Origin of the sequence: Actinomadura sp. 9N407, from assembly GCF_044326315.1 — a bacterium.
GTDB lineage: Bacteria > Actinomycetota > Actinomycetes > Streptosporangiales > Streptosporangiaceae > Spirillospora.
On the sequence record NZ_JBIRAW010000015.1, the window covers coordinates 22,965 to 43,255 of the forward strand.

The window sequence follows — 20,291 nt, forward strand, 5'->3', positions numbered from 1 at the left end:
GCTCAGAAAGCGCGCAACGCCGCGCTCGCCACCGCCTTCAGCGCCTCGCGTCCCGCGCCCGACCGCCCGCCCACCCGGATCCCGCTGACCGTCGCGATGACGAAGTGCGCCAGCTCGTCCGGATCCCGGCCGGGATCGATCTCCCCGGCCCGCTGCCCGTCGGCGACCGCGGCCTTCAGGACCGCCAGCCGCCGTGCGTAGTCCTTGCGGATCAGCTCGCCGATCACCGGATCGCGCGGCGCCAGCTCGATCCCGGTGTTGACCACCAGGCAGCCCAGCGCGTCCCCGGCCTCGTCGTCGATCATCCGGTCCAGCAGCTCGGCGATCTTCTCCCGTACCGTCCCCTGGCCCTCCAGCAGCTCGGTGTAGTCGACCGCCTTGACCTCCATGTACCGCCGCAGCGCTCGCTCGAACAGGTCGTGCTTGCTCTTGAACGTGTTGTAGATGCTGCTGCGGCCCAGCCCCGTGGCGTCGCACAGGTCCTGGGTGGACGTCGCCTCGTAGCCGGCGGCCCAGAACGCGCGCATCGCCGCGTCGACCGCCCGCTCCTCGTCGAAGTTCCTCGGCCGCGCCATGTCCCGTACCGTAACGTTCTGGAACGGTCAGTGCAATACTCGTCCTCATGGACAACCTCAAGATCGGCGTGATCGGCCTGGGCGACATCGCGCAGAAGGCCTACCTGCCCGTCCTGTCGGCCCAACCGGGCCTGGACCTGCACCTGCACACCCGTACCCGTTCGACCCTCGACCGGGTCGGCGACACGTACCGCCTGCCCGACCGCCACGCGACCCTCGATGACCTCCTGGCCCAGAACCTGGACGCCGCGTTCGTCCACGCCCCCACCCAGGACCACCGGGCCATCACCGAACGCCTCATCACCGCAGGTGTCCCGACCTACGTCGACAAACCACTGGCAGCGAACCTCGCCGACGCCGTCCACCTGGCCGACCTCGCCAAAAAACACGGAACAGGCCTCATGGTCGGCTTCAACCGCCGCTACGCCCCGGATTACCGGGCCCTCCTGGACCACCCGAGGGACCTGATCGTTCTCCAGAAGAACCGCGTCGGCCTCGCCGCGGCCCCACGCGCGGTCGTCTTCGACGACTTCATCCACGTCGCAGACACCCTCCGCTTCCTGGCCCCCGGCCCCATCGACCACGTCGACATCCGCACCCGCGTCCTGGACGGCGAACTGCACCACATCGTCCTGCAGCTCTCCGGCGACGGCTTCACCGCGATCGGCATCATGAACCGTTCGAGCGGCTCCACCGAAGAGACCCTCGAAGTCATGGGCCGCGACACCAAACGCCAGGTCATCAACCTCGCCGACGTCATCGACCACCGGAACGCCACGACCCTGCACCGCCGCGGCGACTGGATCCCCGTCGCCCGCCAGCGCGGCATCGAGCAGATCACCCTGGCCTTCCTCGACGCCGTCCGTACCGGAGACCACCACCCCACGGACGACGCCCTGGAAACCCACCGCCTCTGCGAGCGGATCGTCGAACTCACCTGATCAGGGCCCACATCACATGCCGCCCCTCCGGCGTGACGTACTCACCGACCTCCGCCACATGCGCCGCCACCAGCGCGAGCCCGCGCCCATGCTCGTCCAGGCTCTCCTCGTCCCACCCCTCACCCGGCGGACCGGGCCCATCGTCCCGGACGGCGATCCGAATGCCACCGGGCCCCACCGTCAATTCGGCCCGTATCCGCCCGCCGGGTTGCCCACTGGCGCTATGCCAGAGCGCGTTCGTCCCGTACTCGCTGGCCACCAGCTCCAGATCCTTGCTCCCCACCACCGAACGCACCCAATGCCGCAGCAACGAGACCGACGCGGCCGTCCCCGGCAGATCCACGACCCACTGATCGCCCGCCACGCCATTTCCCTCCCCGGAAAGCAGCATCGCCGGCTCCACGGCCGTCTCGCCCTCTGGTGTCACCATGCTCATGCCCCGGAATCCGACCACCCCACCCCCGCCCAGGTCAGCCCGTACGAGGCCCCCGCAGCCTCCCTTCGGGAAACGTTTCCCGTACCGCGAATCGGTAGCGCTGAGTGGCCGAATATGCTCACGTAGTGACATGACGCACGAGAGCGGCCCGACCATCCGCCTCCGCCGCGTGGGCATCGAACTGCGCCGCATCCGCGAATCCGCAGGCCTCTCGGTGCACGAGGCCGGCCGCCTGCTCAACCGTTCCCCGTCCTCCATCAGCAAGTACGAGAACGGCCAGGTCAGGCTCTGGAACCGCGAACTCGACCGGATCCTCGACCACTACGACGTCAAGGACCCCGCCCTCCGCCGAGGCGATCCGCACGTACGAGCCCAACCTCATTCCAGGCCTGCTGCAGACCGAGGAGTACGCCCGAGCCGTCATCACGGCGGTCCCGCTTGGTGACCCGCAGGAGACCGTGGACCGGTTCGTGGGCCTCCGCATGGGGCGGCAGCGCCTCCTGACCTGTGGCAACCCGCCTCCCATACACGCGATCATCGGTGTGGCGGCCTTGCGTCAAGTCATGGGTGGTCGAGCGGTGATGACCGACCAACTCGAACTCCTCCAAGAGTTGGCACGTCTCGACCACATCACGCTCCAGGTCATTCCGTACGACGCCGGCGCGCACGCCGCACTCGACGGCCCGTTCATCATCCTGGACGTGAGGCCGGCGCACCGAATCGTGCTGGCGAACCATGTGCTCGGCGCGGTGTATTCGGACCTTGCCGCAGAAGTCAGAAGGTGTACTTTGGTCTTTGAAAGCCTGCAAAAGTCGGCCCTGTCCAAAGCCGCCTCTCTAGCCTTGATTGAGCAAGTCATTGAGGACCTTCAAAGGAAACCATGAACGATCCACGTCCCGCAGAACACGCCTGGCGCAAGAGTAAAAGAAGCGGCGGTCAGGGCAGCGCCTGTGTCGAGGTGGCGCCAGTCGGCAGGACAGTCACACTGCGCGACTCGAAGGACCCGCACGGCCCGTACGTCTACCTGGCGGGCCCGGCCTGGAGTGCTCTGATCGGCCAGATCAGGGCGGGAGCCCTAGATATCCAAGGGCCCTGATATGTAAGCAAGATAATCTTGCGGACCGGTAGACCATCTGGTCGGCCACGCGCGTTCATGTTTCGGAGTGCGAATGACAGGTACGGTTTGATGAACGCCACAGAGTTGAGAGAAGCCCGCATCGAGGATGCGAGGAACGTCCTGGTCGCGCCTTCGACGTTGCATGATAATGACTTGATCAGGGACTTTTTCGGGTCCGCGATCACGCCAGAGGACCTTGCTTCTGGTTCGCTCGACCTCGCGCAGAAGACCGTCTACCTGTGTGGCGATGTATCCGGGATCAGCGGCCGCCAACTGCATGCGGCGGACCGGGTCTTCGTCATCCGGGAGTTGTCACACGGTTACCGCGAGGACGTCGACAAACCTTGGACCCTCGTCGACATCGGCCAGGTTCCCATCCGCGTATACGGCGCCGGCGTGTACTACCGCCGCTTCTTCGACCTCGGCGCCGACCACTTCGGACGGATCCGTGCGGAGCATGCGTTCCAGTCCCTGACGGAGTCGAACAAGCCTGGAACAGCACACCGCAGTGGAATCTACCTGACGCCCGTCACGCGAAACGGTGACGAACTACATTTCCGCCTGCTCCGGTGCTCCACGAATCTCTCGGGACCGACCGAGAGCTTTCGTCCGACCGACACGGACATCGTCGAGGCTCTGAACCGCGAGGCCGCCACCGTCTTCCGGGACCAGGCGCCGCTGAATCACGTCCTCGCTCAGACTTACCACAACACTCCTGCCACGGGCGTGCGCAAGCAGTCCAAGGCCAAGATCTCGGCCCATGCCGACAAGACCAAGGACATGCCCGTCAACGGCATCATGGCCTTCTGCACGTTCTATGACCGGCTCGACAAGCTGCAACCCCTGGCCGAAGACGCCTTCGACTACGGTGTGAAGGGTGCCAGCGGGCTGACCAAGTTGCGCTTTCGCCTCAAGGAGCCGACCGAAAACGGCGACAGAGGCGCGCTCCCCACGCAGTTCACTGTGACTCTCTATCCCGGCTCCGTGTTCTTCATGCCGCTGTCCACCAACCGCCTGTATACGCACGAGATCCGGCCCTCGGCGTTGGACGCCGAGTTGCTCCCGATCCGCCTGGGATACGTGGTGCGCTGTTCGAGCGCCGAAGCCCTTCACAAGGACGGCGAAACGTTCCTCAAAGTGGGCGAAGATCTGGTGAAGCTGGGGCCACCCACGCCGGCGGGCATGGATGAGTTGCGCAGGCTGTACGCCGAGGAGAACAAGACATCGTCCTTCATTGATTACGGCGACGAGTTTCTCTTCAGCATGAACACGGGAGACTACGTTGCCCCCCGAGATTAGGATCCAGGATGAGATCCTCTCGTGCGCTTTGCCGACCGAGGAGAATCTCTTTGCGGAGCTGTCCGCGTCGGCTCGTTTGGACGACGTAGGAAAAGGCCGACGCGGCGCCGTTCTCACCAAGATCGACGAGACGGACGGCGTGCCTCTCGTACGTACCACCACTCGATACAGCAGCCCGACGCAGCGTTTCCGGGCGGTGCACGAACGGCTGGCGCAGCAGATCCAAGAACGTGCGGCGCTTTCGGTCGGCTTCAACAACGCTCTCATCGAGAGCTACACGAACGCCTACAAGACCATGGGCAGTCATTCCGACCAAGCCCTCGATCTGGCCGACGGGTCGTTCATCGCCGTTTTCTCCTGCTACCGGCACCCCGAAGCGGGCCCGCCAAGGAAGCTGATCTTCGAGTCAAAGGGGTCCGGTGGCGAGAAGTTCGAGATCCCCCTCGCCCACAGCAGTGTCGTCGCGTTTTCAGTCGACTCGAATCGGCGACTCAAGCACAAGATCGTACTGGACGCGCCCGTCCAGCCGGCGGACAACCAATGGTTGGGCGTCACCTTTCGAACGTCAAAGACCTTCGTTCGGTTTCGTGACGGACACGTCTACCTCCCGCAGGGTGCGCGCCTCATGCAGGCCGATGATGAGCAGAGGCGCGAGTTCTACCAGCTACGGCGTCGTGAGAACAATGAAACGGACTTCGTCTACCCCCTGCTGACGTACACCGTCAGCGAGAGCGATCTGATGCCGCCCGTCTGACCTTGTCGTTCACGACGGGCCCATCGACCGCCACATCCCAGGCCGCCCCGCCGACCGTGACGTACGCCCGGCATACGCGAAGCAGCGACGAACGTCGCGGACGGGGTGGCGACGTTGAACTGCTCCTGGTCGCGCGGCAACGGAGCCCGGCGGCCTACCCGCCGGGCTGAAGATCACCTCGAAGGACACTTTCCTCACCGACCAGAGCCCGCGCAGCGACACCCGCGGGCTTCACCCTCCCTGGCTTGGGAACTCACTCCCAAGGGGCGACGAGTTCGTCGACCTCGGCGGCGTAGATCAGCGCAGCCTCGGGGAGCGTCGCAGCGAAGTGTCCCTCGATCTCCAGGGAGACGATTCCGTGGAGTCGGGTCCAGAAGGTGATCGCCGACCGTACGAGTGAGCCGTCCAGTGATGGGGCTCCGGCGCGGGCGGCCCAGTCGGCGCAGGCCGCGTCGGCCGCCGCGTTCGTACGGACCGCACGCCGGGGAGGCTCCGAGGCGTGGACGGCCATGATGACGCCCAGGGCCCGCTGCGCGTGCGGAGTCGTGCGTTCGGTGGGCGCGTCGTAGCCGGGGACGGGCGTACCGAAGATCAGCAGATAGCGCTGGGCATGCGCGAGCGCCCATTCGCGGTACGCCTCGGCGAGCGCACGCAGCCGCGCAGCGGCCGACCCGTCGCGGTGTGCGGCCGCTTCCAGGACATCGGCCAGCTCGGCGTAGGCGTCGACGAGGAGTTCGGTGAGCAGCTCGTCGCGTCCTGAGAAGTAGCGGTACAGCGCGGGACCGCTCAATCCGAGGTGCTTGGCGACCGCGTTGACCGACAGGGCGGCGGCCCCTCGTTCGATCAGCTGGTCCAGCGCGGCACTCAGTGCCTCCTGGCGGATCTGGCGGCGGTAGCGCTCGCGCGGCGTTTCGTCTGACATCCGATGACCTTCGTTAGACCCTATTGCGAAATTTACTGTATGTTGTGAACGCAAGCCTATCTAAGGGAGCTGGCATGAGCAATCACACTGACATCGTCTGCGGAGCGGGGCCCCTCGGCCTCGCCGTCACCCGTGCCCTGCTCGACGCGGGCCGGCCGGTCCGGCTGGTGTCCCGCAGCGGCCGCGCCGCCGTCCCGGGAGCCGAGCCGGTCGCCGCCGACCTCACCGACTCCACCGCCGCGGCCAAGGCCTTCGACGGAGCCGAGGTGGTCTACCACTGCGCGTCGGTGCCCCGGCCGTCCTGGACGAGCCACCTCGCGCCGCTGATGGACAACATCGTCGGCGGCGCCGCCGAGCACGGTGCCTCTGTCGTCTACGCCGACAACCTCTACGCCTACGGCCCCGTCACCGGCCCGCTCACCGAGGAACTGCCGTACGCGCCGCAGGGCCCCAAGGAGCGCGTACGCGCGGAGCTCGCCGAGACCTTGATGAGCGCCCACCGGGACGGCCGTGTCCGCGCGACGATCGGCCGTGCCTCGGACTTTTTCGGCCCGCACGTGACCGTCTCGAACATGGGCGACCGGGTGTTCCCCGCCGCGCTCGGCGGCAAGGCCGCCAAGCTCCTTCCCGGCGTCGAGACCCCGCACACCTACACCTTCATCGACGACTTCGCCCGAGCCTTGGTCGTCCTCGGCTCGAACGAGACCGCCTACGGCCAGGCCTGGCACGTACCCAGCGCCCCCACCCTGACGACCCGCGAGTTCGTCGAACTCGTCTACGCCGAGGTGGGCGCCAAGCCCAAGCTGAGCGTGCTCCCCAAGCCCGCGATCGGCGCCCTCAGCCTGGTCAACGCGACGATGCGCGACGTGCGGGAGACCCTCCACCAGAGCGAGCGGTCGTTCATCGTCGACCACTCCAAGTACGAGAAGGCATTCGGCGCGCCCACCACCCCGCACGCCGAGGCCATCCGAGCCACCCTCGCCTGGTACCGGACCAAGTCCTGATCCCGACCCGCCGGCGGAGATAGCTGGCTGCTCTGCGAAGCCCCACATCCAACCGTGAAACCCGCGTCAACATGCCGCGACCGCCACGGGCTCGGAGCCAACCCCAGGGCGGGCTGCCAACCCGTGGATGCTGGACGAGTTGCAAGCGATGCGCCGGCCTCTGCAAGCGGATGGAGGCCGGTTATAAACCCGCGAGCCGCGCAAGAGCCGAGTCCGCTCGCTAGTAGGCGGCCTCGGCGCCCCAGGCGCTGGTCCCCTCAGCGCTCGTCCTCTCGGACGATCCGGTCTTCCCCGACGCTTCGGCGATGACGCCTCAACGCGACGGCGGAGACTCCAGCCCTCCGCGCTCGTTCGCTAGGACGGCTGGGCTCAGATGGTCTACGAGTCTTGTCGCCTAACGTGCCAGAACCGTAAGAGTGGGAAGCGAACCCTCAACGCGTGCGCCCGCCGAATCGGGATCGATTATAACCCGGCGTTCATTCACTTCGGATTTCGTTACACCTATCCCGACGGGATTGAACCGTGCGACCTTGTATCTCCCCGGCTTGAGAGTTTTAGGGGTTGGGATGACGAACTCGCTGATGTTGACGGAGTCGAACGTCCAAGCGCACAGCTTGTAGTCGTACCATCCCTTATTGTTGCCATCCTTTTTGATGTACTTGCCTACGAGCATGATGGGTGTTCCGGTCGGTATGCCCTTGGATTCTCTATCGTCACTTGGGTAGAGCCACGCGACCGGAGGCGCGTTCTTCCCCTTGTAGTCACTATCGCTTCCCAAGCCCACGGTATAGCCGCTGTGATATGCGTCGCCTCGCTCAGAATTAGGAGAGTGGCAACGGAAATTTCCTGGGCCTAGATACTGTAGGCCCCATGGTGTGCGTGCGAGTGAGGCATTTTCCAGCTGGAATCGGGTCCCTGCGCGTACGCGGGCCGGCGAGATCGTGTTCTTCTCTCTGATGGTCGGACTCGCGGTACTGTCGCCGTCAGGAATCGTCGCATTGTCAAGGACGACCCCAGGGCGGTGGAAGTAGGCACGGTAGTCGCCGGACGAGGTTCCACCGACGGTGGCGCCCTCCGGCCAGAAGAGGACCACGACCATGACGGCTGCCGCGGTCGCGGCTCCGGCCGAGGCGGCGCCCTTCACCCCGCCGATCTTCGTGAGTAGGCCCTGGCTTCCCAGCGCGTGTCCTGCTTCGCTGGTTGTCCCGACCACGGCTCCTGGCGAAAGGATGCCCCCGCTTAGAAAGGTGACAGGAATGGTCGCTGTGAGGACAGCGGCAGCCGCTCCGAGGGCGACCAGACCGCGCCGTTCCCAGTCCGGACCGTAGTTCGCTGTGGCCAGGCCTTCGAGCTCGCTGGTGAAAGACGAGATGTCCCACTGACGTCGGCCTGGATCCTTGGCCATTCCCTGGACGATCAGAGGTCGCAACGGCTCTGGCACGTCCTCCACGGGCAGGGGAGCGGTGATGTGCTGGGCTCGCAGACCCGGTTGCGTGGTGGCGCCGTACGGCTTGTGTCCTGTCACGCACTCGTAGAAGACGCAGGTAGCGGCATAAACGTCCGTCGCGGGTGTAGCGGGCCCTCCCGCCCACTGCTCGGGAGCCATGTAAGCAGGAGTGCCCATGATGCCGCCCTGGCCGGACAGGCCTGCGACACCGAAGTCGAGCAATTTACTCTGACCGTCGTTCCGTACAATGACGTTGGCGGGCTTGTAGTCGCGGTGAATCACACCAACGGAATGTGCGGCAGCGAGTCCCTGGAGAGAACCCTTAAGAAGGATCAGCGCCGTCTCAGGTGTCAACGGCTGTCCGTGCCTGTCCAGCACTCTGCGTAGGGAGTGCCCGGGAACCGCTTCCATGATGATCGCCGCGCCTTGCGGCGAATCGATGTAGTCGATGAGGCGCGTCACGTGCGGGTTGGTCACCCGTTTGAGCAGTTCGGCCTCATTGCGGAATATCTCGCGTGCACGGGTGTCGCTGAGCAGGTTCGAGGAGAGGTATTTGATCGCGAACTGTGCACCGGAGAATTCGTGCCGGGCCAGAACCACACGCCCCTGAGCCCCCGCCCCCAGCTCCTGGACTTCGACGTAGCCGGGGAGCTGCCAGCTCCCCGGTTTCATCCGATATTCCGCAGTTGCTTGGTCAACACCTCGGTCGCCCGCTTCGCGATCGGATCACCCGGCTTCTTGGGTTCTGTCCGCTCGGAATACATTGTAGCGACGACTAGATTACCCCGCACCGTATAATCATACAGTACGTGGAGGATATTGTACTTGGTGGTCGATGGTGAATATTCTTGTTGCTCTGTTCCTCGGAGCCAAGTCCATTCGATAAGGTTACTTTCGTTGACCTTCCAAGTATCCTTATGGGCATAAAGGGTAAAGTTCTCGCGGATTTTTTTTTGGTGGCACGTTTTGTTTGGGTGGACAGGAGTTGGCCTTTTTCTTTAGTGCCTCGAAGGCGGCCATGGCTGTGGGGGGAGTGTCATAGAGAGCCAGTACCTGTGTATATTGAATATCGCCCTTCCCGCTCTCCTTGCTGTTGAACTGGCGGCTTGTGATATGGGCGTTCCCTGGGAGTTTGGCGGCGGCAAGTGAACAGATGGGCACGCCGCCATTCTTCAGGACTTCTGCGACGGTACTGATTTCCTTGACCTTGGGGCTGATCTCTCCTGGAGTCAGCAAGCCTTTTTCGACTTGTTTCTCTGTGTATGTGGGTGGTGGCGCGGGCGTGGGGGCCGCACTCTGTGAAGGAACGGCCTTATTTTCGTCACCGCCGCAACTGGCCAACGTCAAGACTGAGACGGCCAGCAGTACGCTGTAGGACCTTATGCGGGACCTGCCGTGGCTGATCGCCTTCATTGTCGAGTGTTGGTCTGGATCTCGCTCACGACCAGTGGCGCGGCTGCCGAGGGTGAGGTCAGGCTTCCGAGAGTGCCGCTGGGAGCGTCGCATTCCGACCCTTCGCAAGTCCAGGTGACGTCCCAAGTGATGGTCGCCATAATCTGGTAAGCCCCGCTGGGAGCATTGGCCGAAGAGCGTTGGTAGATGTGGCTGCACTCCGTTCCGTTCTCGCTGCCTGGGCTGTTGCAGATGATGGTCGTCTCGCCGAGGTTCCACGTTACGGATCGTGGGGTCGCCGTGGCCTGGACAACTTGGTCACCCGCCGAAGCAGGTGGGGTTCGTACTGTTTCGAAGCCGTCTATCCAGAGTGCGGTGCGCATCTTGACATATGTCTTGCCGTCTGGGGCGGTGTGCACGGTGGGAACCGGCATCGGTGTCGATGCACGGGCCTTTTCAGCAAGATCGATGGTGGCGGGCGGTGCGGCTGTGGGCGCTACCTCGGGATCGCCTCCGAACCCCAGTCCTTCCTCGTCACGGACGAGAGTGGGGATCGTGCCGGATCCGCCGCCGCCCCCTGTGCCGCCTCCTCCGCCGGTCTGGCTTCCGTCGCTTTCCGGGAAGCAGACCGGGACGTTCGTGCCGATTCCGCAGGGGGCGGCGTGGGCGGGGAGGACGCCTAGGAAGGGCGTGGCCAGGGCGGCGGCTGTCAGGGATGCGCCTGCCAAAGCCTTCAGGCGTCGGGGGCGGTGGGCGTGGGGCATGGAGGGTCCTTCCCTGCTTGCCGCTGGACTTGGGGGTGGCGTCCCGTTCGAGCGGGCGGGGGCCGCGCGTGCGGTGGGGCGCGGCAGGCGGGGGGTCAGCATTTGTCGTCCCGTACGGTCTCGGAGACCTTCCAGGTGCCGGCGTCGTAGCGGACGGCGGTGCGGTGAAGGTAGGACGCTCCTTCGCTGCCGCCGATGCGTTTGCCGGTCTTGGCGGAGAAGCGGTAGCTCGCGAGGGTACGGAGGCAGTCGATGACGTAGACGGTCTGTCCGTCCTTGGCCCGGGCGTAGACCTTCGCGTTGGAGATGTTGGTGAAGCGCCAGATCTCGCCCTTGGCCTTGGTCTGCTCGACATCGCGGGTGATCTGGCCGAGCAGCGGGTCCATGGCGACCGTGGTCAGGTCCGTCGGGTCGTTGGACTCGTACACCCGCTTGTAGACGCGCTGGTACTCGCGGTAGACGTCGAGGACGGTCTTGTTGACCTGGGCGGTCGGGAGGGCCGAGGGGGCGGCGGTGCCGGCGGGGGCGTCGTTCTGCGGGGACGTGCTCGCCAGGGAGCCGTTGGGCTTGAAGTCGCCCGAGGAGGACTGCTGGCCGCAGGCCGTCAGGGCAGCGGTGGCTAGGAGAGCGGCCAGTACGAGGGTCGGTCGTACGCAAGGACGCCCGTGCGGGGAGGTACGTACCAACCGGGCGTGCATCGCCATCCCTGATCGTCCAGTCTCGACTAACGGGGCGGAGTACGCGCGAAAGCTTACAGAGGAGTGTGGTGTGGGAAAAGAGCTTCGTTGCGGAAAGGTTCGTTACCTGAGGCCATGAACTTTCCGTGATGTCCGGCGATCCCATCGTGAGTGTTCGATGATCAGGGTGGGAGGGTGCGCGATGAGCGAGTGGCGAATCGATGGGTTCGATGAGGTCCGGGAGTTGGGCGCCGGGGCGCAGGGCCGTGTTGTGCTGGCCCGGCATCGGACGGCCGGGACTCCGGTGGCGATCAAGTACCTGAACGAGGGGTCCGGGCAGGAGTTCGAGCGGCTCCGGCATGAGGCCGTGCTGCTGGGACGGGTGTCGGACCGGCATGTGGCGCGGCTGTACCAGCTGGTGGAGGGTGACCACGGGGCCGCGATCGTCATGGAGGCGGTCAACGGGGTCTCGTTGAAGCGGGTGCTGTCCGAGCATGGGGCGCTGGGGGCTGAGGCGTCGCTGACGGTTCTCAAGGGGTCGTTGCTGGGGTTGGCGGCGGCGCATGCGGTCGGGGTCGTGCACCGCGATTACAAGCCCGCGAACGTGGTCGTGCAGGCCGATGGGTTGAGCAAGCTCATCGACTTCGGGATCGCGGTGCCGCAGGGTGCGGACGGTAGGTCCGGTACGCCCGCGTACATGCCGCCGGAGCAGTGGCGGGGCGAGCCTGCGACACCGGCTGCGGACGTGTACGCGGCCACCTGTGTCTTCTTCGAGTGTGTGACGGGGCGGCGGCCCTTTACGGGGGCGGGGCCCGAACTGATGGGCCAGCACCTGAACGGGTCTGTTCCGGTGGACGTGCTGCCGGAGGCGTTGCGCGAGTTGGTCACGCGGGGGATGGCCAAGGCGCCGGGGGAGCGGCCCTATGGGGCGGCGGCGTTCGTGGAGGAGTTGGAACGGTCGGCTTCGGCCGCGTATGGCGCTGATTGGGAGCAGCGAGGCGTTCGTGCCCTGGCTGGTACGGCGGTCGCGTTGGCGGCGTTGTTCCCCTTGGTGGCGGCAGGGCTCGCTCCTGCGGCACCGGTCGCGGTGGGCACCGTCGCGACCGGGAGTGCCGTTGGCGGTGGCGCGGCCGCGCCCAGTGCGGGGATTTTCGGGGGTGTTGGTGCCAAGGTCGCTGTGGCCGTCGCGGGAGCGGCCGTGGTGGCGGGTACGGGAGCGACCGTCGCGTTGAATACGTTCGGGGACGACCCGCTGCCTCCGGTGCGGCCGGTGGCGGCGAGCATCTCTACGTACAACCAGACGTTCACCGATGCACGGCTCGTGGTGCAGAACGCGCAGTACGTGCAGATCTCCGGGCATCGCGACCCGGCCATGCAGAAGCGCATCAACCAGGCGCTGCGGGCGCCCTTGGACGAGACCATCGCCTACCTCAGGACCTCCACCAAGGAAATGGGCGCGCAGTGCACCCAGGACGCTCAGGCCAGTACGACGGCGAAGATGGGGCTCAAGGGGCCCGACCTGATCTCCGCCGTCTACTCGGTGAAGTCGCGGTACTGTGCGCCGGCCGATGGGGTGATGCCCGGGCGCGCGGTGACGGTGAATCTGAAGACGGGGCGTGCGCTGACGGCGGACGACGTGTTCCTGCCCGGCACTCTCAGCGCGAGTGGCGTGAAGACCCTCTGGGGGCGGCTGCGCAGCGAAGCCACTGAGAGTCTGCCCGGCGGGCAGGATTTTTGGGGATCGCTCGGGTGCGTGCACGGCGGGCCTCAGCGATCGCACTTCTATCCGCGTAAGGACGCCGAGCTCGGGACTGCGGTGGCGACGGCGTTCTTCACGGCCGACGGCTTCGAGATCAACTGGTCGACCGGAGGGAGTACCTGCTTCTACGACCGGCTCACGGCGCCGTATTCCAAGGTCAAGGACCTGCTGAAGCCCGAGATCGTGAAGATGCTGCCCGCTGCGTCGCCGCAGCGTACGTAGTCAGTTGCGCGGGGCGTACATGATGACGGCGACGCCGGCCAGGCAGATGAGGGCGCCGGCGATGTCGTAGCGGTCGGGGCGGTAGCCGTCGAGGGCCATGCCCCACAGGAGGGAACCGGCGACGAAGACGCCGCCGTACGCGGCCAGGATGCGGCCGAAGTGGGCGTCGGGCTGGAGGGTGGCGACGAAGCCGTACAGGCCGAGCGCGATGACGCCCGCGCCCATCCAGGCGATGCCGCGGTGCTCGCGGACGCCCTGCCAGATCAGCCAGGCGCCGCCGATCTCGGCGACGGCGGCCAGGGCGAAGAGCAGCAGGGAGCGGGCGATCGTCATGATCGTGACAGTACTGGTTTGACCTCAAGCGCGATCGAGGTTGCAGGCTTGTCCCGAAGGGGAGGCAAGCGATGCGCGCAGTGTGGTTGACGGAATTCGGCGGGCCGGACGTGCTCGTCGGCGGTGCGGCTCCCGAGCCGGTGGCGGGGCCCGGGCAGGTGCTCGTGGACGTGGCGTTCGCGAACATCACGTTCGTGGAGACCCAGTTCCGGTCGGGCGCGCCGTCGCCGTTCAAGGCCGATCTGCCCGTGATTCCGGGGAACGGGGTCGGCGGTGTGGTCGCGGCGGTCGGCGAAGGCGTTGACGGAAGCCTGCTGGGGACGCGGGTCGTCACCGGTATGGGCGGGTCGGGCGGTTATGCCGAACGGGCCGTGGTGGACGCGGCGGGGCTGTTCGCGGTGCCCGAGGGGCTCGGACTGGACGATGCGGTCGCACTGCTGGCCGATGGCCGTACGGCGACGATGATGCTGCGGGCGGCGGCGCCACGTACCGGGGAACGGGTCCTGGTGGAGGCCGCCGCTGGGGGAGTCGGCACGCTGCTCGTACAGCTCGCCAAGGCTGCGGGTGCCACGGTCGTCGCGGCGGCGGGCGGTGAAAGGAAGCTGGAACTGGCGCGGGAACTCGGCGCCGACGAGGTGGTCGACTACGGGCGGCCGGGCTGGACCGATTCGGTACGGGCCGTGGACGTGGTGTTCGACGGGGTCGGCGGCGAGATCGGACGGGCCGCGTTCGATCTGCTGGCCAAGGGCGGCCGGATGGTCAGTTTCGGGCTCGCGAGTGGTGAATGGGCGGGCATCCCAGAGGAGAAGGCCGCTGAACGGGGCGTCACGCTCGTACAGCCGAAGCCTGACCCGGTGCTCATGCGCGAGTACACGGAGAGCGCCCTTAGGGAAGCGGCTGCGGGACGCCTGCGTCCGGTGATCGGGCAACGCTTCCCCTTGGAACGGGCCTCCGACGCGCACGCGGCCATCGAAACGCGCGCCACTGTTGGGAAGACCCTCCTGGAGGTTCGGTCATGAAGGTCGGAGTGAACCTGCCGTCGGCGGGCGTGGGTCAGGCGGCGGGAGTCGCCGCGCATGCCAAGCATGCCGAGGATGTGGGCCTGGAATCGGTGTGGGTCGGCGACCACCTGATCGCCAAGGACCGGCCGTTCCTCGACAGCACGCTGAGGCTGGCGACCGCCGCCGCCGTCACCGAGCGGGTACGGATCGGCTTCGGCGTCATGATCCTGGCGCTGCGGCCGGTCGCGTGGGCGGCCAAGCAGGTCGCGAGCTTGCAGCACCTGTCCGGCGATCGCGTCCTGCTGGGGGTGGGCGCGGGCGGGTCGGTGCACGGCGACGCCGGCTGGCGTGCTGTGGGCGTTCCGTACGGTGAACGCGGCGCGCGGACCGACGCGGCGCTGGAGCTGCTGCCGGGCCTCGTCATGGGGGAGACCACGAAGGTCGCCGGCGAGGAGGTCACGCTGTCGCCGGGCGCGACGATGCCACCGGTCGTCATCGGGGGCGGGCCCGCGACACTGCGCCGCGCGGCACGGTTCGGGGACGAGTGGTATCCGGCGTTCTCCGAGCCCGCACAGGTCGCGGAGGGGGCGCGGCGGCTGGCGGAGCTGGCGGCGGAGTACGGCCGTCCGGCGCCGCGGCTGACGGTCGGCGTGAGCGTCGGGCTCGGTGACGTGCCCGCGGAACGGATCGACGCGCAGGTACGGGGGCTCACCGACTACGGCATGACCGAGGACGAGGCCCGCGGGGCGCTCGTCACCGGCAGCCCGGAGCAGGCGGCGGAACGGTTCGGGCTGCTGGCGGAGGCGGGCGCGCATCGGGTCATCGCGATGCCGTTCCTCGACGACCCGATGCGCCAGACCGAGCTGCTCGGCGAAGTCGCCGCGCTACTCGCCTGAGTCGCGACGCTCAGCTGAGTCGCGGTGCTCGCCTGAGTCGCGGTGCTCGGCTGAGCACCGCTCACTGAAGGCCGCGCGGGTTACGAACGCAGCGCCTCGCGGGCGTCCATCAGGGCGAACCCGAGGAGGTTGAGGCCGCGCCACTGGGACGGGCGCAGCGCCTCCGGCTGGTGCTCGTCGAAGCCGATGCCCCAGATGGTGTCCAGAGGGCTGGCTTCGACCAGCACCTTGCCGGTGGTGGAGAACAGGTAGTCGCGCAGCTTCTCGTCGGCCGCGAACTTGGCCGTGCTGCCCCGGACGACGATGTCGTACCGCGCGGCCACCCAGGCGTCCTCGTCGAAGTTCCGGACGCGGCGTCCGAGGGCCTTGGCACGGCCGGGGTCCGGGTTGGCGAGGATCTTGTCCACGGTGGCCGCGTCGCCGAAGAGACGGGCCTTCTCGGCCATCATGTAGTGCTCGGCGGTCGGGTACGCCACGCCGTCGAGCGTGAACGTGGACGGGTACCACTGGCTCAGGCAGCCCTTCGGCTGCCGGCCGCCCCAGAACAGCACGAACTCCGGGAGTCCGGCGCGTTCCTCCAGCTCGAGAAGCTCGTCCATGTGCATGCCCCGAGGGTGCCGAAGGGATCGGACGAGGGCAAGTCGGTTTACCGGCGGACCACCCGATACGCGATCAATCGGTAGCCTTCCGGGCAGCGCATTGATCGATATGGGGGCGGTTCGTGAGCGGGCAGAAGGAGCGCATGGCGGAGGTCCAGCGGCGGGTCATCGACGTTCTGGCGAGGGTGGCACCGCCCGGCAGCCGCCGGATCGACGCGCACTGCGTGGCGACGGTCGCGGTGAACGACATGGCGCTGAGCGTGCTCACCGAGGACGGCAAGATCGTGACGCCGGAGGCGATGCCGCCCGAGCTGACCGAGGCGCTGCTGGAACTGCGCCGCGCGCACTACCTGACCGAGCAGGGCACCTGGTTCTCGGCCCGGTTCATGCTGGAGCCCGGCTCGCCGATCCGGCCGATCTACAACTACGACTTCGATCCGAACTGGGACCCGCCGATCGCGGTGGACGCCTGGCGGCGCGACCAGATCGTCATGCCGCGCGACGGCGCGCACATGCCGGAGTGGCTGAAGGACCGGCTGGAGGACCGCGAGCCGGTCTACCGGCCGCCCACCGAGATCGAGGCGCTCAACCCGATCGAGCAGATGGAGATCCTGTCCAACGAGTTCAGCATCCTGGTGGGGGACCAGGCGCCCGCGCTGTGGGACACGGTGTTCGGCTACTACCAGGTGATCGGCGACCATGCGGAGTTCCCGGCGGCCATGGTGCAGCGTGCCGACAAGACGATGCTGACGTGGCCGATGCCTCCGGCGGCGAAGGCGATACTGGACCGCCTCCGCGCCGGTACGTACGGCTTCCAGGGGAGCACCTGGTCGCGCATCGACTACCGGGTGGCGTACGAGGAGGGGACGGTACGCGTCCAGGCGAAGTTCACCAACGACGACGAACCGGCCTGGAACAGCGAGCCGTGGGCCCAGGACGTGCGGCTGGAACTGGCGCTCTTCCCCAACCACGGCGAGCGCGACTGGATGAAGCGCCGCCTCCAGGTCGCCGGGCCCGCGCCGGCCGGTTCGGTGCCGCCGGCGCCCGCCACGATCGTCGAGCCCGCCGCCCAGGTCGGCGGGGTGCGCAAGGCTCGCGTGTTCGACCAGGTGGAGCCGGACGGCGGCCGGCCGTCGGTGTCCCGTCCCGCCGTACCGGACGGCGAGGTCGCGCGCCTGGTCGAGTACCTCCGGCGGGCTCCGATCGTGAAGGCGGCGCGCTCGTCCGCACCGGACCAGCTGGACACCTCGCGCGGCGACCGCGTACCGCTGACCTTCCACAGCGACGGCTCGTGGGTCTGGGCCGGAGCGGTGGCCTACTACCTCGAAGAGCACGGCGTACCGCCGGAACCCGATCTCGTCGCGCACATCCGCTCGCGCGGGTTCCAGGTCCCCGATCTGGACGACGACACCCTGGACGTAGCGAGCACCGCCGTCACCGGCCGTCCGGCTCCTGAACGCGTCAACACCCTGGCGCTGCCCATGGGCGAGCTGTCCGAGCCGTCAGCGCTGGAGAGCCGGTTGAACGAGCTGGGTGTGCCCACCTCGGCTTACCGGATCGGCGAGATCGCGGACGGTGCGTGGAGCATGCTGGCGGAGGGCGGACGCTGGACGGTCTTCCTGTCCGAGAACGGCGCGCGCGCCGAGCAGGTGGCCTTCGACAACGAACGGCAGGCATCGGCCTACCTGCTGGGTTGTCTCCTGCTAGGCCCCGAGCCTTCGGAGCCGTCCGGCGCATCCCAGGAGCAGGCCCCGGAGACTCCGATCGAGCCGCTGGCGGGTGAGCCGCCGCTGACGCTGTTCCGGTCCCGGAAGATCCTTGAGGTCCCGGCCGGTACGACCGTGGACCGGTACGGCGGCGAGGGCGGCAACGTCACCTATGCGGTACGGACCCCGTTCGGTGAACGGTCACTGCCCCCGGACTGGGCGAACCGCCCGTACCAGGCCTACCGCCTGCGACGGCCGCTGCGCGCGCTGACCGGGGTCGCCGTGCCATGGTTCGACCAGCCCGGCGGCGGTACGGCCTACCTCTTCGAACGATCCATCGCGGACCTGCTCGCCGACGGATCGCTGATCCCCGTACACGACGCCTGATCCCGTACGCGACGACCGATCCCCGTACGGGACGCGTACGCGACGACTGAGGCGCGAGGGATGGGCTCGGAGGCGCGAGGCGGGCTCGGGGGCTCAGAGGCGCTAGGGGCGGGCCTGGAGGTCAGGCGCGGCCGATGTCGGCGACCAGGTCCAGGCCGAGGACCAGGTCGAGATGGATGGCCGTCTCCAGCTTGGCCCCGGGCTCGACCCCCGGGTCGGCGATGAGCTGGTCGAGAACGGACAGGGCGGTGGGGCTGTCCAGATCGTCCCAGAGGGCCGCTTCGGCCTCCGCCGCGTACGCCCGGTCCATGGGGCGGCCCGGCTGGGTGGCCCACTCGGCCACGGCCTCGCGCCAGTGCGCCAGGTCGCGGCCCGCGACGACGACGAGATCGCCGTCCATCATGTCGGGTTCGCTGTAGCGCTCGCGGAGGATGGCCAGCCGTACGCACAGCGGGTCCACGCTCGCGCTCTCCACCAGCTTGGCCCACTCGTACCGTTCCGGCGGGACGGTGAGGCAGCGGTGGCCGAGCACGGCCTCGGAGCCCACCCAGACCGCGTCGTCCGGGAGCGTCTCCGGATCCGCGACCTCCACCTCGGGCAGGCTGAGCTCACCGAATTCGACGTGCGGCCGTACCTGTTCGGAACGGGTCAGGATGGCGCGGCGCCGGGCACGCTCGGCCACCCGGCGGAGCAGATCGGCGGTCACCAGCGCGCGTTCACTCCCGGTATGGACGTGCACGCTCAGCGCGTAAGGCGGGATCTCTTGGACCTGTCCGGTGCGATGGTCGTGCAGGCGCAGCATGACCCAACCCTACGGTCGAGTCCGCCCGGAAACCCACGACGACCCGGCCCCGTTCCCCGATCCGCAGGAGAGAACGGACCCTGAACGGAGCCGGAACGGGCACTGACCGCGTTCCGAACGGTTCAGAACGGACGGCGGAAAACCGGGCACCAGAGACCCGTGTCAGCCACCGCGCGAGCGCGTTACCTGGCCGGTGGGGCGATGCCGGAGGCGAGCGTCATCGGGCAGATCGCGAAGCGATGCCGCACTCGCCCAAGGCACCGTGGGCCGGGAACTTTGGAACACTGCCGGACTCAGATGCCGGGGCCGGAGAACGGGGGCCCCTCGGGCATCGGGGCGGCGCCGTCGGGCTTGCGGACGGCGGCGAAGCGCAGCCGCACGTAGTCGGCGACCCAGCCCGACTCGCGGCGCAGCGCGGGGGCGGCCAGGTCGTTGATCCGGCCGAGCAGCGCGTCGGCCATCTCCGGCGGCACGTCGGCGAGCGCGCGCGGCGCGTAGACGCGGACCCAGTCGGCGGCGCCGTTCGGGCCCTCGGTCATCCGGGACGGGCGCTCGGCGTGTTCGAGCAGCCGGAGCGTGAACCCGCCGTCCTCCAGCCGCTTGGCGTACTCGGCGGGGGTCGGGAAGTACCAGGGCAGCTCGGGTTCGCCGAGCCCGAACACCCGCCACGCGGTCTGCATCGCCACGATCAGCTCGGCGCAGTTGCCGGCGCCGCCCAGCTCGCCGACGAACCGGCCGCCGGGCCGCAGCGCCTGGTGCACCTGCGTGATCACCGCGTCCGGGTCACGGGTCATCCAGTGCAGCGCGGCGTTGGAGGCCACCGCGTCGAACGGCTCGGTGATGGTGAAGTCGTGGGCGTCCCCGACCGTGAACGACAGCCCGGGGTACAGCCGGCTCGCCTGGGCGACCATCTCCGCCGAACCGTCGATGCCCAGCACCTCGGCGCCGCGCTCGGCGATCTCCGCCGCGAACGTGCCGGTACCGCACCCGAGGTCGATGATCCGCTCCCCGGGTTGCGGGTCGAGCAGATCCACCAGGGGCGCGCCATGTGCGGAGACGTACCCGAAAGCGGAGTCGTACGTCGCGACGGCCCAATTCACCGTCGTAATTTATCTGATCGGTCATGAAGATGTAGCGGCGTTGCCGATGCCGGACCGCGTAAGGTGACCAGGTTCACCGCTAGTGACCGGGTTTCCGGATTTCCGCACGCCCCGAGCCCGTGTCCGGGCGGCCCGGCCGACCCTCTCGCCGGGCGGTG

At 67.6% G+C, this 20,291-nt stretch carries 21 protein-coding genes; 11 read left to right on the forward strand and 10 right to left on the reverse strand.

The features are described 5' to 3' along the window. Window positions 1-2: 2 nt before the first annotated feature. Window positions 3-575: a TetR/AcrR family transcriptional regulator gene (locus ACH34Q_RS23610; protein WP_395985206.1), complete on the reverse strand. Its 573-nt coding sequence runs from the start codon at window positions 573-575 to the stop codon at window positions 3-5. Window positions 576-622: 47 nt separating this feature from the next. Between ACH34Q_RS23610 and ACH34Q_RS23615 the strand changes: the two genes are divergently transcribed. Beyond that, window positions 623-1,516 carry a Gfo/Idh/MocA family protein gene (locus ACH34Q_RS23615; protein ID WP_395985207.1) on the forward strand — a complete coding sequence of 298 codons (894 nt, stop codon included), beginning with the start codon at window positions 623-625 and terminating at the stop codon, window positions 1,514-1,516. Here ACH34Q_RS23615 and ACH34Q_RS23620 read toward each other — a convergent pair. Then, window positions 1,509-1,952, reverse strand: a complete 444-nt coding sequence (locus tag ACH34Q_RS23620; RefSeq protein WP_395985208.1) for an ATP-binding protein — start codon at window positions 1,950-1,952, stop codon at window positions 1,509-1,511. The genes ACH34Q_RS23615 and ACH34Q_RS23620 overlap by 8 nt on opposite strands. Before the next feature lie 130 nt (window positions 1,953-2,082). Between ACH34Q_RS23620 and ACH34Q_RS23625 the strand changes: the two genes are divergently transcribed. The 5 genes from ACH34Q_RS23625 (at window position 2,083) to ACH34Q_RS23645 (ending at window position 5,122) form a co-directional block, all read left to right on the forward strand. Beyond that, on the forward strand, window positions 2,083-2,397 hold the full coding sequence (locus tag ACH34Q_RS23625; protein ID WP_395985209.1) for a helix-turn-helix domain-containing protein: 315 nt from the start codon (window positions 2,083-2,085) through the stop codon (window positions 2,395-2,397). Next, window positions 2,345-2,836 carry a DUF5753 domain-containing protein gene (locus tag ACH34Q_RS23630; protein ID WP_395985380.1) on the forward strand — a complete coding sequence of 164 codons (492 nt, stop codon included), beginning with the start codon at window positions 2,345-2,347 and terminating at the stop codon, window positions 2,834-2,836. Before ACH34Q_RS23625 ends, ACH34Q_RS23630 begins: the two co-directional genes overlap by 53 nt. Beyond that, complete coding sequence (locus ACH34Q_RS23635; protein WP_395985210.1) at window positions 2,833-3,048, forward strand: DUF397 domain-containing protein; 216 nt, start codon at window positions 2,833-2,835, stop codon at window positions 3,046-3,048. The genes ACH34Q_RS23630 and ACH34Q_RS23635 overlap by 4 nt, the downstream gene beginning before the upstream one ends. A 90-nt stretch (window positions 3,049-3,138) precedes the next feature. Beyond that, window positions 3,139-4,368, forward strand: a complete 1,230-nt coding sequence (locus ACH34Q_RS23640) for a hypothetical protein (RefSeq protein ID WP_395985211.1) — start codon at window positions 3,139-3,141, stop codon at window positions 4,366-4,368. A 28-nt stretch (window positions 4,369-4,396) separates the two neighbouring features. Then, window positions 4,397-5,122 (forward strand): hypothetical protein, encoded by a 726-nt coding sequence (locus ACH34Q_RS23645; protein ID WP_395985212.1) that lies wholly within the window; start codon window positions 4,397-4,399, stop codon window positions 5,120-5,122. Between the two features lie 253 nt (window positions 5,123-5,375). Here the strand turns inward: ACH34Q_RS23645 and ACH34Q_RS23650 are convergent, their stop codons facing one another. Then, a complete protein-coding gene (locus tag ACH34Q_RS23650) occupies window positions 5,376-6,044 on the reverse strand; it encodes a TetR/AcrR family transcriptional regulator (protein ID WP_395985213.1) in 669 nt (222 codons plus the stop codon). A gap of 74 nt (window positions 6,045-6,118) precedes the next feature. Here ACH34Q_RS23650 and ACH34Q_RS23655 point away from each other — a divergent pair, with 74 nt between their 5' ends. Then, entirely contained in the window at window positions 6,119-7,048 is a 930-nt protein-coding gene (locus ACH34Q_RS23655) for an NAD-dependent epimerase/dehydratase family protein (protein WP_395985214.1), read from the forward strand. A gap of 394 nt (window positions 7,049-7,442) precedes the next feature. Here the strand turns inward: ACH34Q_RS23655 and ACH34Q_RS23660 are convergent, their stop codons facing one another. From ACH34Q_RS23660 to ACH34Q_RS23670, 3 genes are all read right to left on the reverse strand, one after another. Beyond that, window positions 7,443-9,167 carry a serine/threonine-protein kinase gene (locus tag ACH34Q_RS23660; RefSeq protein ID WP_395985215.1) on the reverse strand — a complete coding sequence of 575 codons (1,725 nt, stop codon included), beginning with the start codon at window positions 9,165-9,167 and terminating at the stop codon, window positions 7,443-7,445. Window positions 9,168-9,410: 243 nt separating this feature from the next. Next, window positions 9,411-9,908, reverse strand: coding sequence for a hypothetical protein (locus ACH34Q_RS23665; RefSeq protein ID WP_395985216.1), 498 nt, complete (start codon window positions 9,906-9,908; stop codon window positions 9,411-9,413). An 838-nt stretch (window positions 9,909-10,746) separates the two neighbouring features. After that, window positions 10,747-11,349 carry a hypothetical protein gene (locus tag ACH34Q_RS23670; RefSeq protein WP_395985217.1) on the reverse strand — a complete coding sequence of 201 codons (603 nt, stop codon included), beginning with the start codon at window positions 11,347-11,349 and terminating at the stop codon, window positions 10,747-10,749. Between the two features lie 181 nt (window positions 11,350-11,530). Here ACH34Q_RS23670 and ACH34Q_RS23675 point away from each other — a divergent pair, with 181 nt between their 5' ends. Continuing rightward, window positions 11,531-13,309: a serine/threonine-protein kinase gene (locus tag ACH34Q_RS23675; protein WP_395985218.1), complete on the forward strand. Its 1,779-nt coding sequence runs from the start codon at window positions 11,531-11,533 to the stop codon at window positions 13,307-13,309. Here the strand turns inward: ACH34Q_RS23675 and ACH34Q_RS23680 are convergent, their stop codons facing one another. Beyond that, a complete protein-coding gene (locus ACH34Q_RS23680; protein WP_395985219.1) occupies window positions 13,310-13,642 on the reverse strand; it encodes a YnfA family protein in 333 nt (110 codons plus the stop codon). A 71-nt stretch (window positions 13,643-13,713) separates the two neighbouring features. Here ACH34Q_RS23680 and ACH34Q_RS23685 point away from each other — a divergent pair, with 71 nt between their 5' ends. Together ACH34Q_RS23685 and ACH34Q_RS23690 are read left to right on the forward strand one after the other, a co-directional pair. Then, entirely contained in the window at window positions 13,714-14,661 is a 948-nt protein-coding gene (locus tag ACH34Q_RS23685; protein WP_395985220.1) for a zinc-binding dehydrogenase, read from the forward strand. After that, entirely contained in the window at window positions 14,658-15,539 is an 882-nt protein-coding gene (locus ACH34Q_RS23690; RefSeq protein ID WP_395985221.1) for an LLM class flavin-dependent oxidoreductase, read from the forward strand. Before ACH34Q_RS23685 ends, ACH34Q_RS23690 begins: the two co-directional genes overlap by 4 nt. A gap of 80 nt (window positions 15,540-15,619) precedes the next feature. Here ACH34Q_RS23690 and ACH34Q_RS23695 read toward each other — a convergent pair whose 3' ends face one another. Further along, a complete protein-coding gene (locus ACH34Q_RS23695) occupies window positions 15,620-16,138 on the reverse strand; it encodes an NADAR family protein (protein ID WP_395985222.1) in 519 nt (172 codons plus the stop codon). A 122-nt stretch (window positions 16,139-16,260) separates the two neighbouring features. On the opposite strand from ACH34Q_RS23695, the gene ACH34Q_RS23700 reads away from it, so the two are divergent. Further along, window positions 16,261-18,231 (forward strand): TNT domain-containing protein, encoded by a 1,971-nt coding sequence (locus ACH34Q_RS23700; protein WP_395985223.1) that lies wholly within the window; start codon window positions 16,261-16,263, stop codon window positions 18,229-18,231. Between the two features lie 121 nt (window positions 18,232-18,352). Here the strand turns inward: ACH34Q_RS23700 and ACH34Q_RS23705 are convergent, their stop codons facing one another. Then, window positions 18,353-19,033 carry a hypothetical protein gene (locus ACH34Q_RS23705; protein WP_395985224.1) on the reverse strand — a complete coding sequence of 227 codons (681 nt, stop codon included), beginning with the start codon at window positions 19,031-19,033 and terminating at the stop codon, window positions 18,353-18,355. Window positions 19,034-19,326: 293 nt separating this feature from the next. Further along, on the reverse strand, window positions 19,327-20,133 hold the full coding sequence (locus ACH34Q_RS23710; protein ID WP_395985225.1) for a class I SAM-dependent methyltransferase: 807 nt from the start codon (window positions 20,131-20,133) through the stop codon (window positions 19,327-19,329). Window positions 20,134-20,291: the final 158 nt, after the last annotated feature.

Coding starts and splice junctions, on each gene's coding strand:
- ACH34Q_RS23610 (WP_395985206.1), bottom strand. CDS start 575: ATGGCGCGGCCGAGGAACTTCGACGAGGAGCGGGCGGTCGACGCGGCG.
- ACH34Q_RS23615 (WP_395985207.1), top strand. CDS start 623: ATGGACAACCTCAAGATCGGCGTGATCGGCCTGGGCGACATCGCGCAG.
- ACH34Q_RS23620 (WP_395985208.1), bottom strand. CDS start 1,952: ATGAGCATGGTGACACCAGAGGGCGAGACGGCCGTGGAGCCGGCGATG.
- ACH34Q_RS23625 (WP_395985209.1), top strand. CDS start 2,083: ATGACGCACGAGAGCGGCCCGACCATCCGCCTCCGCCGCGTGGGCATC.
- ACH34Q_RS23635 (WP_395985210.1), top strand. CDS start 2,833: ATGAACGATCCACGTCCCGCAGAACACGCCTGGCGCAAGAGTAAAAGA.
- ACH34Q_RS23640 (WP_395985211.1), top strand. CDS start 3,139: ATGAACGCCACAGAGTTGAGAGAAGCCCGCATCGAGGATGCGAGGAAC.
- ACH34Q_RS23650 (WP_395985213.1), bottom strand. CDS start 6,044: ATGTCAGACGAAACGCCGCGCGAGCGCTACCGCCGCCAGATCCGCCAG.
- ACH34Q_RS23655 (WP_395985214.1), top strand. CDS start 6,119: ATGAGCAATCACACTGACATCGTCTGCGGAGCGGGGCCCCTCGGCCTC.
- ACH34Q_RS23660 (WP_395985215.1), bottom strand. CDS start 9,167: ATGAAACCGGGGAGCTGGCAGCTCCCCGGCTACGTCGAAGTCCAGGAG.
- ACH34Q_RS23665 (WP_395985216.1), bottom strand. CDS start 9,908: ATGAAGGCGATCAGCCACGGCAGGTCCCGCATAAGGTCCTACAGCGTA.
- ACH34Q_RS23670 (WP_395985217.1), bottom strand. CDS start 11,349: ATGCACGCCCGGTTGGTACGTACCTCCCCGCACGGGCGTCCTTGCGTA.
- ACH34Q_RS23675 (WP_395985218.1), top strand. CDS start 11,531: ATGAGCGAGTGGCGAATCGATGGGTTCGATGAGGTCCGGGAGTTGGGC.
- ACH34Q_RS23680 (WP_395985219.1), bottom strand. CDS start 13,642: ATGACGATCGCCCGCTCCCTGCTGCTCTTCGCCCTGGCCGCCGTCGCC.
- ACH34Q_RS23685 (WP_395985220.1), top strand. CDS start 13,714: ATGCGCGCAGTGTGGTTGACGGAATTCGGCGGGCCGGACGTGCTCGTC.
- ACH34Q_RS23690 (WP_395985221.1), top strand. CDS start 14,658: ATGAAGGTCGGAGTGAACCTGCCGTCGGCGGGCGTGGGTCAGGCGGCG.
- ACH34Q_RS23695 (WP_395985222.1), bottom strand. CDS start 16,138: ATGGACGAGCTTCTCGAGCTGGAGGAACGCGCCGGACTCCCGGAGTTC.
- ACH34Q_RS23705 (WP_395985224.1), bottom strand. CDS start 19,033: ATGCTGCGCCTGCACGACCATCGCACCGGACAGGTCCAAGAGATCCCG.